Origin of the sequence: Limnohabitans planktonicus II-D5 (assembly GCF_001270065.2) — a bacterium.
GTDB lineage: Bacteria > Pseudomonadota > Gammaproteobacteria > Burkholderiales > Burkholderiaceae_C > Limnohabitans_A > Limnohabitans_A planktonicus.
In genome coordinates, this window is the sequence record NZ_LFYT02000032.1 from 15,022 (window position 1) to 29,040 (window position 14,019).

Here is a 14,019-nt window from a genome sequence, read left to right on the forward strand (position 1 = left end):
TTTGTGCCAGGCGCCTTGGGACCGTAAAGTGTCCAAGGCCGTTCACAAGGCTTATTGATCCGGCCCTGTGAAGTCTGCACAGTGACTTCAATCTTGCAGCTTGTGGGAGCTAGCCCTGCTGGCGATCTGACGCTTGTGGACCACAGGCTTTTCGCTTGGCTGGCAAGCTCCCACAAAATCTTCCCAATTGGCAACACACGGCTCAAACATCATCGGGCCAGATCAATAGTCCACCAACGCCCCTGTGCGTTGGGCAGATGCGCTTTGCCAACGACCCAAGGCTTGCCGCCCAACACCGCATGGGCTGAGCCCGATTAAGGGCCTGCAGCCGCACGCATGAACGACTGGCGCATGCCGTGCAAATGCGTGAACGACGATCTTGAAAGAACCCAGGCGCTCGATCAAGCGCCGTGCGGGGTGTCCATCTTGCGCATCAAGCCGTGGGCAAACGGTGGTCGCGGTACTGTTCGCGGAGCTTGGTCTTGAGCAGTTTGCCCGTGGCTGTGTGTGGCAAAGCGTCCACAAACACGATGTCGTCGGGCAGCCACCATTTGGCGATGCGTGAGGACAAATAATCCAGCAGTTCTTTGGCCTCGACTTGCGTGCCTGCACGGCGCACCACCAGCAAGAGTGGGCGTTCTTGCCACTTGGGATGCGCCACGCCGATCACGGCCGATTCGGCCACGCCCGGGTGCGAATTGGTGGTGTTTTCCACATCAATGGACGAGATCCACTCGCCGCCCGACTTGATCACGTCCTTGGCACGGTCCACCAGTTGCAGGTAACCATCGGGGTCGATGGTGGCCACATCGCCCGTGGGAAAGTAGCCCTCGTCGTCGAGCACTTCACCGCCTTCGCGGCGGAAGTAGCCGCTGGCAATCCACGGACCACGCACATGCAGGTGGCCAAACGCCACGCCGTCCCAGGGCAGGGCCTGGCCGTTTGCATCGACGATCTTCAGGTCTACACCCCAGACGCCCCGGCCTTGCTTGAGCTTGGTCTTGATCAGGTCTTCGGCAGGCACCTTGGCGTGTTTGGGCAGCAGCTTGCTGATCACGCCAATCGGGCTGGTCTCGGTCATGCCCCAGCCTTGCACCACTTCAGCGCCGAACTGGTTTTCGAAGCGCTCGAGCATGCCACGACCGACCGCCGCACCACCGATGCCCACACGTTTGACACCCAGGGCCTTGGGGTCCAGATGCGGGTTGGCGTCCAGGTACTGGAACAGCATCATCCAGACCGTGGGCACGCCTTGCGAGAAGGTCACCCGTTCCTGGTTCATCAGATTGAACACGCTTTCGCCATCCAGATGCGGGCCAGGCAGCACCAGCTTGGCCCCCACCATGGCAGCGGCATAGGGTGCGCCCCAGGCATTGGCATGGAACATGGGCACGATCAGCATCAGCGTCTCGGCCGAACTGATGCCAAAGGTGTCCGGTGCCAACTCCATCAAGGTGTGCAGCAGCGTGGAGCGGTGCGAATACAGCACGCCTTTGGGGTTGCCGGTGGTGCCTGAGGTGTAGCACAGCGAAGACGCGCTGCGCTCGTCAAATTCGGGCCAGGTGTATTCGCTGCTGTGCGAAGCCAGCAAGTCGTCAAAGCACAGCACATGGGGCACCCCGATGTCGGGCATGTGCGCCTTGTCGGTCATGGCTACAAAAGTCTTGACGGTCTTGAGCGACGGGGCCAACTGCGCCACCAATGGCGCAAAGCTCAGGTCAAAAAACAGCACCTGGTCTTCGGCATGGTTGACGATGTAGTCGATCTGCTCCGGAAACAAGCGCGGGTTGACCGTGTGCAGCACCGCACCGCAGCCCGACACGCCGTAGTACAGCGCCAGATGGCGGTAGGAGTTCCAGGCCAGCGTGCCAACACGGTCGCCCTGCTGAACACCCAGCGCCTGCATGGCCTGGGCCACTTGACGGGACATCTGTGCGATGCCTTTCCAGGTGGTGCGGTGCACATGCCCTTCGGGCAGGCGCGACACGATTTCGGTGTCGGGGTGGAAGGTGGCCGCGTGCTCGATCAGTGAAGAAATGAGCAGTGGGCGGTCTTGCATCAGGCCTTGTAGCATGTGGGTCTCCTGTACGTTTTGAATAAGTTGCATCAGCGGACTCGCCCTGAAAGCTGTGCAGTTTTTGCACCCAGCTTGCACCGAGCTTCAACGCGGCGCAAACTTTGGATCACGTTTCTCCAAAAAGGCGCGAACGCCTTCGGCAAACTCGGGGCGGTCAATCAATTCACGCTGACGTGAGGCTTCATAACTGAGCTGCTCTGGCAATGGGGCGCTTTCTGCATGGTCGAAGCTGCGCCGAATTTCCTGCGCCGCATGCGCGGGTAACTGCGCCAATCGCACCGCCAGCGTTTGGGCCAACTCTGTCAATTGCGTGTCTTCGACACAGCGCCAGATCAACCCCCAGTCCTGCGCTTGCTGAGCTGACAAGCGTTCACCCAGAAGGCTCAGCCCCACAGCCCGCGCCCGACCCACTGAGCGCAGCAAGAACCAGGTGCTGCCCAAATCCGGCACGATGCCCAGGCGCGGCATGAAAGGCAAATAAAAGTAAGCCGACTGCGCCGCCACCACCAAGTCTGCGGCAAGCGCCAAGCCCACACCAGCGCCTGCGCATGGCCCGTTGACAGCACTGACCACTGGAAAAGGCAGACTTCGAATGTCTTCAATCAGTGGATTGGACAGGCTCTCCATCACATCGGCTGTTTGCTGCCCCAAACTTTGGCCCGAAGGCTCTTGCATGCTGCCCAGATCGGCACCCACGCAAAAAGCTTTTCCCTGGCCTGTGATGACAAGTGCCCGCACCGAGCGGTCTTCGCGCAAAACGGCCAACTGTTCACGCATCGCCTGCTGCAGCGGCTGCGCTAATGGGTTCAGCCGCTGAGCAATGTTCAAGCGCAACCAAGCCACATCGCCTTGGCGGTCAATCAAAATGGGCGTTTCATCCATGGCGTTTCTTTCCTGTCTGGCGCGATTGACGCCCCATCAGTCACTTCGAACCTGTTGATCCGGCCCTGTGAAGTTTGCAGTGAGACTTCAATCTTGCACCTTGTGGGAGCTAGCCCTGCTGGCGATCAGACGATTGTGGACCACAGGCTTTTCGCTTGGCTGGAAGTTCCCACAAAATCCTACCAACGGGCAACACAGGGTTCAGACTTCATCGGGCCCAAACAATAGGCGATTCTTCGACCATGACTTTATAGCCGATCAATGATCAGTCACGCAGACCCAGCGCAATCGCGCCGCCGTTCACATAAAAGCGTGCCCGGTCGGCCCCCAGCGCCTTGAGCCAGGCCAGCGGCACCGAGGCCAAGGCTTCTTTGACCTCGTTCAGGTCGATGTCGTCGATCTTCATGCCCGCTTTTTTTAGCGCCCGCTCGGTGGCCGGGATCGGTGCTTCAGCATGATCACCGGGTCCCCAACGGTTCATCACGGTGGGGGCACCGCTCAGACAAGGGGTGCGGCCAGCTGGGGCCAGTGCTTGCGCATCAGCGCAGCCAGCTCGGCCGCCCGGCCCAAGGGCAGGCGGGTGCGTGAAGCGCCGATGGACAGGGCCGCGATCGCCGCCTGGCCCAGCGGCCAATGCAGGCCCACCGCCGCGATGCCTGCTGTGCTGCGGTAAGCGTGGCCGCGTTGGCGTGTGGCTTGCACCCAGCGCTGCAGCTGGGCATGAGCCACACCTTCGACTTCGTACTGCGCTGCGTGGCGGGTGTGGTGGGCTTGAATGGCGGCGTCGTCCAGCACCGCCAGCATGGCGATGCTGGCCACGCCCAGGCCCAGCAAACGGGTTTCGCCCACGGTCTGGCGGAACGAGGGCACAGCGTGTTGGCCTTGCTCCAGGTGCAGGCAGTGGCTGTAGTCGCCCAAGCGCAGCACCAAAAACACGTTGTCGCCGCTCAGGCGAGCCAGGGTTTTCATGGTGGGTTGGCACTGGCGGACCAGGGCCGCCTGCCCCAGGCTGGCAGCGCCCCAGGCCGTCGCCTGTACACCCAAGCGGTACAGGCCGCTGCCCTCATCGCGTTCGACCAGGCCCGCGTGCTGCAGGCTGCCCAGCATGCGCCAGGCGGTGGTGCGGTCTAGGCCGCTGGCATGCACCAAGTCCTGCAGGCTGATGCCCTGATCGTGGTGGCGGGCCACGAGGTTGACCAGGCCCATGGCCCGCTCGAGGCTCTGCGCGCCAGAGCGAGGCGTAGCTTTGGCAGGGTCGTTCATGGGGGACACATCAGGGAAAGCACCATGTGCACATTATGCACAGCCTGCCCTGACACGCTGGCTTCTGCCCAGCTGCTGCGGTGCAATAGGCCATGCCCTGCCCACAGGGGGCGCTGTCACTTTTTCCAAACGACATGACACCTTTTCAAACCCGCATCGACCCGTCGTCGGACGCCTTTGCCGCGCAGCGACAAGGCATGCTCGAACTGATTGCCGACTGGCATGCGCTGGAGCAGCGCGCCAGTGATGCCTCGGCGAAATCGGCCGAGCGTTTTGCCAAACGTGGCGCTTTGCTGCCCCGCGAGCGGCTGGCGCAGCTGCTGGACCCCGGCGCACCGTTTTTGCCTTTGGCCACGCTGGCCGGTTACGGCATGGACGACCCGGACCTGGCGCGTTGCGTGCCCGGCGGTTCGCAGCTGGCGGGCATTGGCCAGGTCAGCGGCGTGCGCTGCATGGTGGTGGTGACCGACTCGGGCATCGACGCCGGGGCCTTGACCGAAGCGGGCAACCAAAAACTCATGCGCTGCCAGGAGATCGCGCTGCAAAACAAGCTGCCCTTTGTGCACCTGGTCGAGTCTGCAGGCTCCAACCTGCGCAAATACCGGGTTGAGAAATTCATCCGGGGCGGCGGCATGTTCTACAACCTGGCGCGCCTGTCAGCGGCCGGGCTGCCCGTGCTCACGGTGGTGCACGGCTCGTCCACCGCAGGCGGGGCCTACATGCCGGGCCTGTCGGACTACGTGATCATGGTGCGTGGCCAGGCCAAGGCCTTTTTGGCGGGGCCGCCTTTGCTCAAAGCCGCCACCGGCGAGATCGCCACCGACGAGGCCCTGGGCGGCACCGACATGCACGCCACCGTCAGCGGCCTGGCCGAATACGTGGCGCAAGACGACGCCCACGCAATTGCCCTGGCCCGCGAGGTGCTGGCCGCCATCGACTGGCCCCGGGCGCAAGTGCCCCCGCCGAACCAAGCCCCGCGCCCGCCACGTCTGAACCCCGACGAACTCGCAGGAGTGATGGTGCTGGCGCAACGCCAGCCGATCGACATGCGCGAAGTCATTGCCCGTTTGGTGGACGACTCGGCCTGGCTCGACTTCAAGCCCGACTACGGCAGCGCCACCGTTTGCGGCCACGCCCGCATCGACGGTTATGCGGTGGCTTTCATCAGCAACAACGGCCCCATCGACCCGGCAGGCGCGACCAAGGCGGCGCAGTTCATCCACCTGTGCAACCAGTCGGGCACGCCCATTGTGTTTTTGCAAAACACCACCGGCTTCATCGTGGGCCGCGCCTCCGAAGAGGCCGGCATGATCAAGCACGGGGCCAAGATGATCCAGGCGCTGAGCAACTCGCAAGTGCCCCACATCACTCTGCACTGCGGCGCGTCGTTTGGCGCGGGCAATTACGGCATGTGCGGGCGCGCCTTTCACCCGCGCTTTTGTTTCTCGTGGCCCAACGCCCGATCGGCTGTGATGGGCGGCGAGCAGGCAGCCACCACGCTCGACATCGTGGCGCGCCAACAAGCCGAGCGCAGCGGCAAGCCGGTCGACGAGGCGCGGCTGCAAGCGCAAAAGTCTGAAATCGTGGCCCTGTTTGAAAGCCAGGCCAGCGCCTTCTACACCAGCGGCCATTTGCTGGACGACGGCATCATCGACCCACGCCAGACACGCGAGGTGCTATCGCTCTTGCTGGCCACCTTGCGCGAAGCCGCTGCCCGCAGCCCGCACGCGATGCAGTTCGCCGTGCCCCGTTTCTGAATTTCTGAGGAAAGTCCCTGACCATGATCTACACACCCGAACACCACGAACTGATGGCCAGCATCCGCCGCTTCGTTAGCGCCGAAATCGACCCCTTTGTGGATGAATGGGAAGCCGCCGAAATCTTTCCCGCCCACGAGGTGTTTCGCAAGATGGGGCAGCTCGGCTTTTTAGGCATCACCAAACCCGAGGCCTATGGCGGCATGGGGCTGGACTTCAGCTACGCGCTGGCTGCAGCCGAGGCCATTGGCTACGTCAAGGCCCAGGGCGTGGGCATGGGCATTGGCGTGCAGGCCAACATGGCCACACCGGCGCTGGCCAGTTTTGGCTCGGACGAACTCAAGCGCGAATTTTTGGCCCCGGCGATTGCGGGCGAGGTGGTGTGCAGCATCGGCGTGAGCGAGCAAGGCGCGGGCTCGGACGTGTCTTCGCTCAAAACTCGGGCGCGGCGCGATGGCGACGACTACGTCATCAGCGGCTCCAAGATGTGGATCACCAACGGCACCCAGGCCGACTGGATTTGCCTGCTGTGCAACACCTCGGACGGCCCTTCGCACAAAAACAAGTCGCTCATCATCGTGCCGCTCAAAGACGCGGCTGGCCGCCGCGCCAAGGGCATCGAGGTGCAAAAGATCAAAAAGTTCGGCATGTGGAGCTCGGACACCGCGCAGATCTTTTTTGACGAAGTGCGCGTGCCCGTGCGCCACCGCATTGGCGAAGAAGGCATGGGTTTCATCTACCAGATGAAGCAGTTTCAGGAAGAGCGCCTGGACGGCGCGGCACGCCGCCTGGCCAGCATCGAGCTGATTGAGGAGACTGCCGACTACCTGCGCCAGCGCGTGGCCTTTGGCAAACCGCTGCTGGACAACCAGTTCATCCAGTACAAGCTGGCCGAACTCAAGACCGAGATCGAAGCCCTGCGCGGCCTGATCTACATGGCCACGCACGCCTTTGTGCAAGGGCAGGATGTGACCGAGCTGGCCTCGATGGCCAAGCTCAAGGCCGGACGCCTGGGCCGCGACGTGGCCGACTGGTGCATGCAGTTTCAGGGCGGCATGGGCTACACCTGGGACAACCGCGTGTCACGCGCTTACCGCGACTACCGGCTCGGCTCGATTGGCGGCGGCGCCGACGAAGTGATGCTTATGGTGATTGCCCGCAAGATGGGCTTGATGGACCCTGCCGCCTGAAGGAGACCCCATGAACTACGAACACCTGCGGGTGCAACGCGCCCACCACATCTACTGGGTCACGCTGCACCGGCCCGAAACGCACAACGCCCTGTCGACCGAGATGGTGGCCGAGCTGGCCCATGTGGTCATCCGGGCTGCTTTAGACAGTGCACTGCGTGCTGTCGTGCTGCGCGGCAGCGCGGGCTTTTTCAGTGCAGGCTTTTTCACTGCGGATGGCCATGTGGGCAACTTCCATTCGCGCCTGCAGGCCATCGATCACGCCGAAGGCGACCCGGCGGTCCATCGCAACCTGGCCTTTGGCCATTTGCTGCAGGCCATCACCGCCCTGCCCATGCCGGTGCTGGCAGTGGTCGAAGGCGCAGCCATGGGCGGCGGCCTGGGGCTGGCGTGCTGCGCCGACATCGTGCTGGCCACTGAGGACGCACGCTTTGCCCTGAGCGAAACCGGCCTGGGTCTGATCCCGGCGCAGATTGCGCCCTTTGTGCAAGCCCGCGTAGGGCACCGTGAGGCGCTGCGCCTGGGCCTGAGCGGCGAGCGCGTGAGCGGCACGCTGGCGCAATCGCTGGGCCTGGTGGACGCGCTGGCCGCTGACAGCGAGGCGCTCGACGCCTTGCAGGCGCAATGGCTCAGCCGCATCCTGGCTTACAGACCGCAGGCCAACCACTCGCTCAAAGCCCAGCTCTCGCAAGACGTGGCCGGTGCCCCTTCACTCGGCCCCCAGCGGGTCGATGCCCCGCAGCGCTTTGCGCAATGCATGCACCGCGAAGGCGCAAAAGGCCTCCCCGCCTTGCGCGTGCGGCGTGCCCCAAGCGGGTCCTTCACGCTGCAAGGTGCCGATGTGGCTCGGCTGCATGACCTGGGCTGCGACCGAATGCCCCACATTTGCCATTGAACCGGCCATCATTGAACCCGCCATGCCTGTGAGCAAAAACATACGCCCCTTTCACACCGTGCTGGTGGCCAACCGCGGCGAGATCGCGCTGCGCGTGATGCGCACCGTGCGCCGCATGGGCTACGGCTGTGTGGCCATTTTTTCCGAAGCCGACCGGCACAGCCTGCATGTGCAGGCCGCCGACCGCGCGGTGTGCATCGGCCCGGCCGCACCCGCGCAGTCCTACCTGAACATCGAGGCCATCATCAAGGCGGCCCAGATGTCCGGGGCCGACGCGGTGCACCCGGGCTATGGCTTTTTGTCCGAAAACGATGCCTTTGCCGACGCGGTCGATGCAGCGGGCCTGGTGTTCATCGGCCCCTCGGGCGAGAACATCCGCGCCATGGGCAACAAGGCCGGGGCCAAGCGCCTGATGCAAGGCTGGGGCATGCCCTGCATACCCGGCTACGAAGGTCAGGATCAAAGCGACGAAGCGTTTGTGCGCGAAGCAGCGCGCATCGGCTTTCCGATCATGTGCAAGGCCGCTGCCGGTGGCGGCGGGCGCGGCATGCGGCGGGTGGACACGCCCGATTCACTGCCTGCGGCGCTGGCCTCGGCCCGCTCGGAAGCGCGCACGGCTTTTGGGTCGGACGAGCTGATTTTGGAGCGCGCCCTCATCGACCCGCGCCATGTCGAAATCCAGCTGCTGGCCGACAGCCACGGGCATGTGGTGCACCTGGGCGAGCGCGACTGCTCGGTGCAGCGGCGTCACCAAAAGCTGATCGAAGAAGCGCCCTCACCCGCCGTGAACGCCGAGCTGCGTACACGCATGGGCCAGGTGGCGGTGGACAGCGCCCGCGCCATGGGCTATGTCGGCGCGGGCACCATGGAATTTCTGCTCGACGCCGATGGGCAGTTCTATTTCATGGAGATGAACACGCGGCTGCAGGTCGAACACGCGGTGACCGAAGCCATCACAGGGCTTGACCTTGTCGAGTGGCAGCTGCGTGTGGCCAGCGGCCAGGCCCTGCCTTGGCAGCAGGCCGACATCCAACTCAAAGGCCACGCCATCGAAGTGCGGCTCACGGCCGAAGACGTGCCTGCGGGTTTCTTGCCGCAAACCGGTCCTGTGCTGCGTTGGCGTCCACCCGTGGCGCATGACGTGCGCATTGACTCCGCACTGGTAGAAGGCGGCGAGGTCAGCCCGCATTACGACTCCATGGTGGCCAAGATCGTGGCGCACGGCCGCGACCGCGAAGAGGCCCGCCGCAAACTGCTTTCAGCCGTGTGCCACTGCGTGCTGCTGGGCCTGCCCAGCAACCAGGGCTTTTTGGCCGACTGCCTGGCCGACACGGTGTTTGTGCAGGGCGCACGCGTGGACACCGGCTTTGTGGCCGAACGCATGGGCCTGCCACCGGCCGCGCCCGTGCCCAGTGCGCACACCGTGGCGCTGGCGGCCTTGGCCGCGCAAGTGCACAGCTTGCCCACCAATGACCACGGCCATGTGCACGCGGGTGCGCTGGGACAAGGCCAAGCGCAAGGCCTGCTGCAATGCGGCGGGCAGCGCTGGCGTTACCGCATCCGCCCGACAAGCTGCCCGCAAGCGCCCGATACCGGCACGGGCCAAAGCACAGCTTGGGAGGTGCAATGCACAGCGCTGGGTGGTGTTGGAACTGCCTCAACATCTGCCGCAATTTCTGACCGCCATGTCCTGACGCTCTACACCCACACCACAACGCTGACGCATGTGCAGTGGCAAGACGCTGCACACACCGAACTGTCGCTGGAGTGCCAAGGTCTGCGCGAGCAGATTTGCAGCGCCCGCACCGACAGCGGGGTGCAGATTTTTCATGCAGGCCGCGCTTGGGTTTTTGAATGCCCCGCCGCCCACGGCCAAACCGAACAGGCCGCAGGCAGCGGCGCTGTGCTTGCCCCCCTCACCGCCCGCGTGCTGCAGGTGATGGTGTCGCCAGGCCAAAGCGTGCAGGCGGGCGAGCGCCTGCTGATGCTCGAAGCCATGAAGATGGAACACACGCTGACCGCGCCGATCACCGGCGTGGTGCGCGAGCTGCGCGTGCAGTCGGGAGGGCAGGCCCTCAAAGGCGCGCTGCTGCTGCAGATCGAAGCGGAGGCGGCATGAAGGCGAATCTGGGCAGTGCCTCTTGGCGCAGGAGCCCACTCCTGTGGGCGATGGTTTTGTGGGCGTGTGCCACGCCCAATCGCCCACAGGGTGGGCTCCTACGGGAGCAGTGCCATGGGTGAAACGCCTACGAACAGGGAAGCGGGATTAACAGAGCGTCGCGTGCGCATCGGCGGGGCCTGCGGCTTTTGGGGCGACTCGGCCATGGCCACGCCGCAGCTGATGCAGGTGCCGGGCCTGCAGTATTTGGTCTATGACTACCTGGCCGAAACCACCATGGCCATTTTGGCCAAGGCGCGGACCAAAGACCCGGCGCTGGGTTACGCCACCGACTTTGTGCAGGCCGTCATGACCCCGCACCTCTTAGCCATCCACGAACGCGGCATCAAGGTGATTGCCAACGCGGGCGGCCTCAACCCCGAAGGCTGCCGCGATGCGCTGATGCAGGTCGCTGAAAAGCAAGGCATCGCCCTGCGCGTTGCGGTGATGACCGGCGACGACCTGATGCCGCAGATGAACGCACTGCAAACGCAAGGCGTACGCACCACGGCGGACGCCCCCTTGCCCGAACGCCCCCTGTCGGCCAACGCCTATGTGGGCGCACGCGGCATTGCCCAGGCGCTGGCGGCCGGGGCCGACGTGGTCATCACCGGCCGCTGCGTGGACAGCGCGGTGGTGCTGGGCGCGTTGGTACATGAGTTCGGTTGGTCCTGGCAGGACTGGGACCGCCTGTCTGCTGGCACGCTCGCGGGCCATCTGATCGAGTGCGGCGCGCAGGCCACGGGCGGGTTGTTCACCGACTGGCAAGACGTGCCGGACTGGGCAAACATGGGCTACCCGGTGATCGACGTGGCCCCAGATGGCAGCCTGGAACTGAGCAAGCCCGAAGGCACAGGCGGCCTGATCCACCCCGGCGCGGTGGCTGAGCAAATTCTTTACGAAGTGGGCGATCCGGCGAACTACCTCATGCCCGATGTGTGCTGCGACTGGCGGCAGGTGCAGGTGGAACGCACGGGTCACGACACCGTGAAAGTCAGCGGCGCACGCGGCCTGCCCGCCCCCACGCACTACAAAGCCAACGCCACTTGGCAAGACGGCTATCAGCTGCAGTTGATGCTGGCGATTCGCGGCATCGACGCGCCGCTCAAGGCCGAGCGCACCGCGCAAGCCCTATTGACCCGCTCACGCGCCATGATGGCCGAACAAGGCTTTGGTGATTACAGCGAGACCTGTGTGGAACTGCTGGGCGGCGAGTCGCATTACGGCCCGCACGCACAGGCGCACACCGCACGCGAGGTGGTGCTGCGCATCGCAGTGCGACACGCACAAGCCAAGGCCCTGGCGGTGCTGCAACGCGAATGCGCGAGCAGCGGCACCTCGATGGGGCCGGGCACGCGGTCTTCGTTTTCGGGGCGTGCCGATATCCAGCCCGTCATCAAACTGTGCGCCTTCATGGTGCCCAAAACACAGGTGCACTTGCAGATGAGGCTGGACGACCGAGTCACGGATGCCAGTGACCACATGCCAAACCCCGCGCCATGGACGACAACCGCCGAGATCACTTCTTCTGAATCCAGCGCCAGCACCGACACACACGAACCCCTGCACGACTGCCGCCTGATCGACCTGGCCTGGGCGCGCAGTGGCGACAAGGGCGATGACGAAAACATCGGTGTGATTGCACGGCACCCCAAGGCCTGGGCTTGGCTGCGCGCACAGCTGCAAGCCGATCAGGTGCATGCCTATTTCTGCCACCTGGTGCAAGGGCCGGTGTTGCGCTACGAAGTGCCGGGCTTGCAAGCCCTGAACTTTGTGTTGCACCATGCACTGGGCGGCGGCGGCGTGTGCAGCCTGCGCTCGGACCCGCTGGGCAAATCGTTTGCTCAAATGCTGCTGGACATGCCGCTGCGCGTGCCCACCTCGGTGCTGGCCGCACCCACCTCTGGAGACAAGCCATGAGCGCCATCCTCGAAGGCATCAAGGTCCTGGACCTGACCCGCGTGATCGCAGGCCCCATGTGCACGCAAATCTTGGCCGACATGGGGGCCACGGTCTACAAAATCGAAAAGCCCGGCGAAGGCGACGACACGCGGCGCATGGGACCGTTCCTGAAAGACCCGTCCACGGGCCAACCCAGCAACGACTCGGCCCTGTACCTGGCCTACAACCGGGGCAAGCAATCCATCACGGTGGACATTGCCAGCGAAGAAGGCGCGCAAATCGTGCGCGATCTGGCGCTGCGCTGCGACGTGGTGGTGGAGAACTACAAAGTCGGGTCCCTGGCCAAATACGGTCTGGACGCCGACAGCCTGCGAGGCCTGAAACCCGAGCTGATTTACTGCTCGGTCACCGGCTTCGGGCAGACCGGCCCGTATGCGCCCAAGCCCGCTTACGACTTCATCTTGCAAGGCCTTGCCGGACCCATGAGCACCTGTGGCCTGCCCGACGATCAGCCCGGCGGCGGCCCCATGCGCACTTCAATTCCGATGACCGACATGGTGACGGGCCTGTACGCCACCATCGGCATCCTGGGCGCACTGATGCACCGGCAAAAAACCGGCCAAGGCCAGGCCATCGACGCGGCCATGCTGGACGCCACCGTTGCCTTCAACGGCCACTTGGCCGTGGGTTATTTGATGAGCGGCAAAGCACCGCAGCGCGTGGGCAACACCAACCCGATTGCATCACCGTCCGAAGTGTTTGACTGCGCCGACGGGCTGATCATCATCGCGGCAGGCAACAACACGCAATTTGGCCAACTGTGCACCGTGCTGGGCGCACCCCACATGCCCGCCGACCCCCGCTTTGCCACCAACATGCAACGCATCGCCCACCGCAGCGAACTGCAAACTGCTTTGCAGGCCCTGGTGCGCGCTAAGCCCCGCGCCCAGTTGCTGGAACAACTGAGCGCTGCCAACGTCCCGGCCGGACCGATCAACAACATGGCCCAAGTCTTTGCGGACCCGCAAACCCAACACCGCCAGATGGTGGTGGAACTGCCCCACAGCTCAGGCCAAACCGTGCGCCTGGTGCGCAGCCCGCTGAACTTCTCTGCATCACCCGTGACACACCAAGCGCCGCCACGGCTGGGTGAGCACAGTTTGCAGGCACTGCGCGACGAGCTGGGGCTGAGTGAAGCGCAAGTGGCGGGGCTGGTGGCGCGGGGGGTGGTTTGAGGGAGAGATGGGGTGTTCAACAGCTTATGGTTATTTTGATGCTTTATTTATCATCAAATAGGTGATGGAGTGATTCAATACGTGATACTGTATTCAGCATCAATTGTTCAAATGGATCGATCAAAAAAAATTGGCTGCCCATTGCTACAGCATCACTTTATTAATGGATTTCAAGGTAAATGCTAAGCTACCGGTCAAAACATTGATCTTAGAAGTGATGATATATTTGCCATCTGATTGGCCGCACTGAGAGTGCTAAACCCTTCGATGAACCACCTCAGTTGATGACAAATAACGCACAACTTGTCCTCTGCTGAACCGCCCTGGAGGAGCCCTCATGTCTATGCACCTGTCGAACTTGCCCGAGCTGGGATTGGAGGTTGCGCGTCTGCGACGTGATCAGGGCCTCTCCCAACGCGAGTTGGGCAAGCTTTCTGGCCTTGCCCAGTCCACGCTGGCCCGGCTGGAGACGGGCCAACTCAGCGAATTTGGCTCCCGAAAACTCCTACGTCTGCTGGAGGTATTGGGGGCGGGCCTGAGCGTCACCCCATTGCGTAGGTCAGGGGCCAGCTTTACCCTGGATGACGCGCTGGCCGAACGCCGAGCACAGGTTGAATTTGAAGCCCAACACCCGATGACTCAACGGGCCAGGGGATAACC

General features: G+C 63.6%; 10 protein-coding genes and 1 pseudogene. 7 read left to right on the plus strand and 4 right to left on the minus strand.

Annotated features, from left to right (window positions below; all coding sequences use genetic code 11):
- Window positions 1-433: 433 nt before the first annotated feature.
- The 4 genes and pseudogenes from H663_RS38115 to H663_RS38130 all read right to left on the minus strand — a co-directional run bounded on the left by H663_RS38115 (window position 434) and on the right by H663_RS38130 (window position 4,222).
- Window positions 434-2,074, minus strand: a complete 1,641-nt coding sequence (locus H663_RS38115; RefSeq protein WP_053173302.1) for a 3-(methylthio)propionyl-CoA ligase — start codon at window positions 2,072-2,074, stop codon at window positions 434-436.
- An 87-nt stretch (window positions 2,075-2,161) separates the two neighbouring features.
- Window positions 2,162-2,959: an enoyl-CoA hydratase-related protein gene (locus H663_RS38120; protein WP_053173299.1), complete on the minus strand. Its 798-nt coding sequence runs from the start codon at window positions 2,957-2,959 to the stop codon at window positions 2,162-2,164.
- Window positions 2,960-3,236: 277 nt separating this feature from the next.
- Window positions 3,237-3,427 (minus strand): annotated as a pseudogene (locus tag H663_RS38125) (acetyl-CoA C-acetyltransferase); the annotation flags it as partial.
- Between the two features lie 30 nt (window positions 3,428-3,457).
- Window positions 3,458-4,222: an IclR family transcriptional regulator gene (locus H663_RS38130; RefSeq protein ID WP_053173295.1), complete on the minus strand. Its 765-nt coding sequence runs from the start codon at window positions 4,220-4,222 to the stop codon at window positions 3,458-3,460.
- Window positions 4,223-4,356: 134 nt separating this feature from the next.
- Here H663_RS38130 and H663_RS38135 point away from each other — a divergent pair, with 134 nt between their 5' ends.
- The 7 genes from H663_RS38135 (at window position 4,357) to H663_RS38165 (ending at window position 14,017) form a co-directional block, all read left to right on the plus strand.
- Complete coding sequence (locus H663_RS38135; RefSeq protein ID WP_053173292.1) at window positions 4,357-5,979, plus strand: acyl-CoA carboxylase subunit beta; 1,623 nt, start codon at window positions 4,357-4,359, stop codon at window positions 5,977-5,979.
- A gap of 23 nt (window positions 5,980-6,002) precedes the next feature.
- The gene (locus tag H663_RS38140) at window positions 6,003-7,169 is read left to right on the plus strand and encodes an acyl-CoA dehydrogenase family protein (RefSeq protein ID WP_053173290.1); all 1,167 of its coding nucleotides are present in this window, start codon (window positions 6,003-6,005) and stop codon (window positions 7,167-7,169) included.
- Window positions 7,170-7,179: 10 nt separating this feature from the next.
- Entirely contained in the window at window positions 7,180-8,064 is an 885-nt protein-coding gene (locus H663_RS38145) for an enoyl-CoA hydratase/isomerase family protein (RefSeq protein ID WP_053173289.1), read from the plus strand.
- A 22-nt stretch (window positions 8,065-8,086) separates the two neighbouring features.
- Window positions 8,087-10,183, plus strand: coding sequence for an acetyl/propionyl/methylcrotonyl-CoA carboxylase subunit alpha (locus H663_RS38150; protein ID WP_053173640.1), 2,097 nt, complete (start codon window positions 8,087-8,089; stop codon window positions 10,181-10,183).
- A gap of 114 nt (window positions 10,184-10,297) precedes the next feature.
- On the plus strand, window positions 10,298-12,142 hold the full coding sequence (locus tag H663_RS38155; RefSeq protein WP_053173638.1) for an acyclic terpene utilization AtuA family protein: 1,845 nt from the start codon (window positions 10,298-10,300) through the stop codon (window positions 12,140-12,142).
- Entirely contained in the window at window positions 12,139-13,359 is a 1,221-nt protein-coding gene (locus H663_RS38160) for a CaiB/BaiF CoA transferase family protein (RefSeq protein WP_053173286.1), read from the plus strand. The genes H663_RS38155 and H663_RS38160 overlap by 4 nt, the downstream gene beginning before the upstream one ends.
- A 337-nt stretch (window positions 13,360-13,696) precedes the next feature.
- Entirely contained in the window at window positions 13,697-14,017 is a 321-nt protein-coding gene (locus H663_RS38165; protein ID WP_053173284.1) for a helix-turn-helix domain-containing protein, read from the plus strand.
- The last annotated feature ends 2 nt before the right edge of the window (window positions 14,018-14,019 follow it).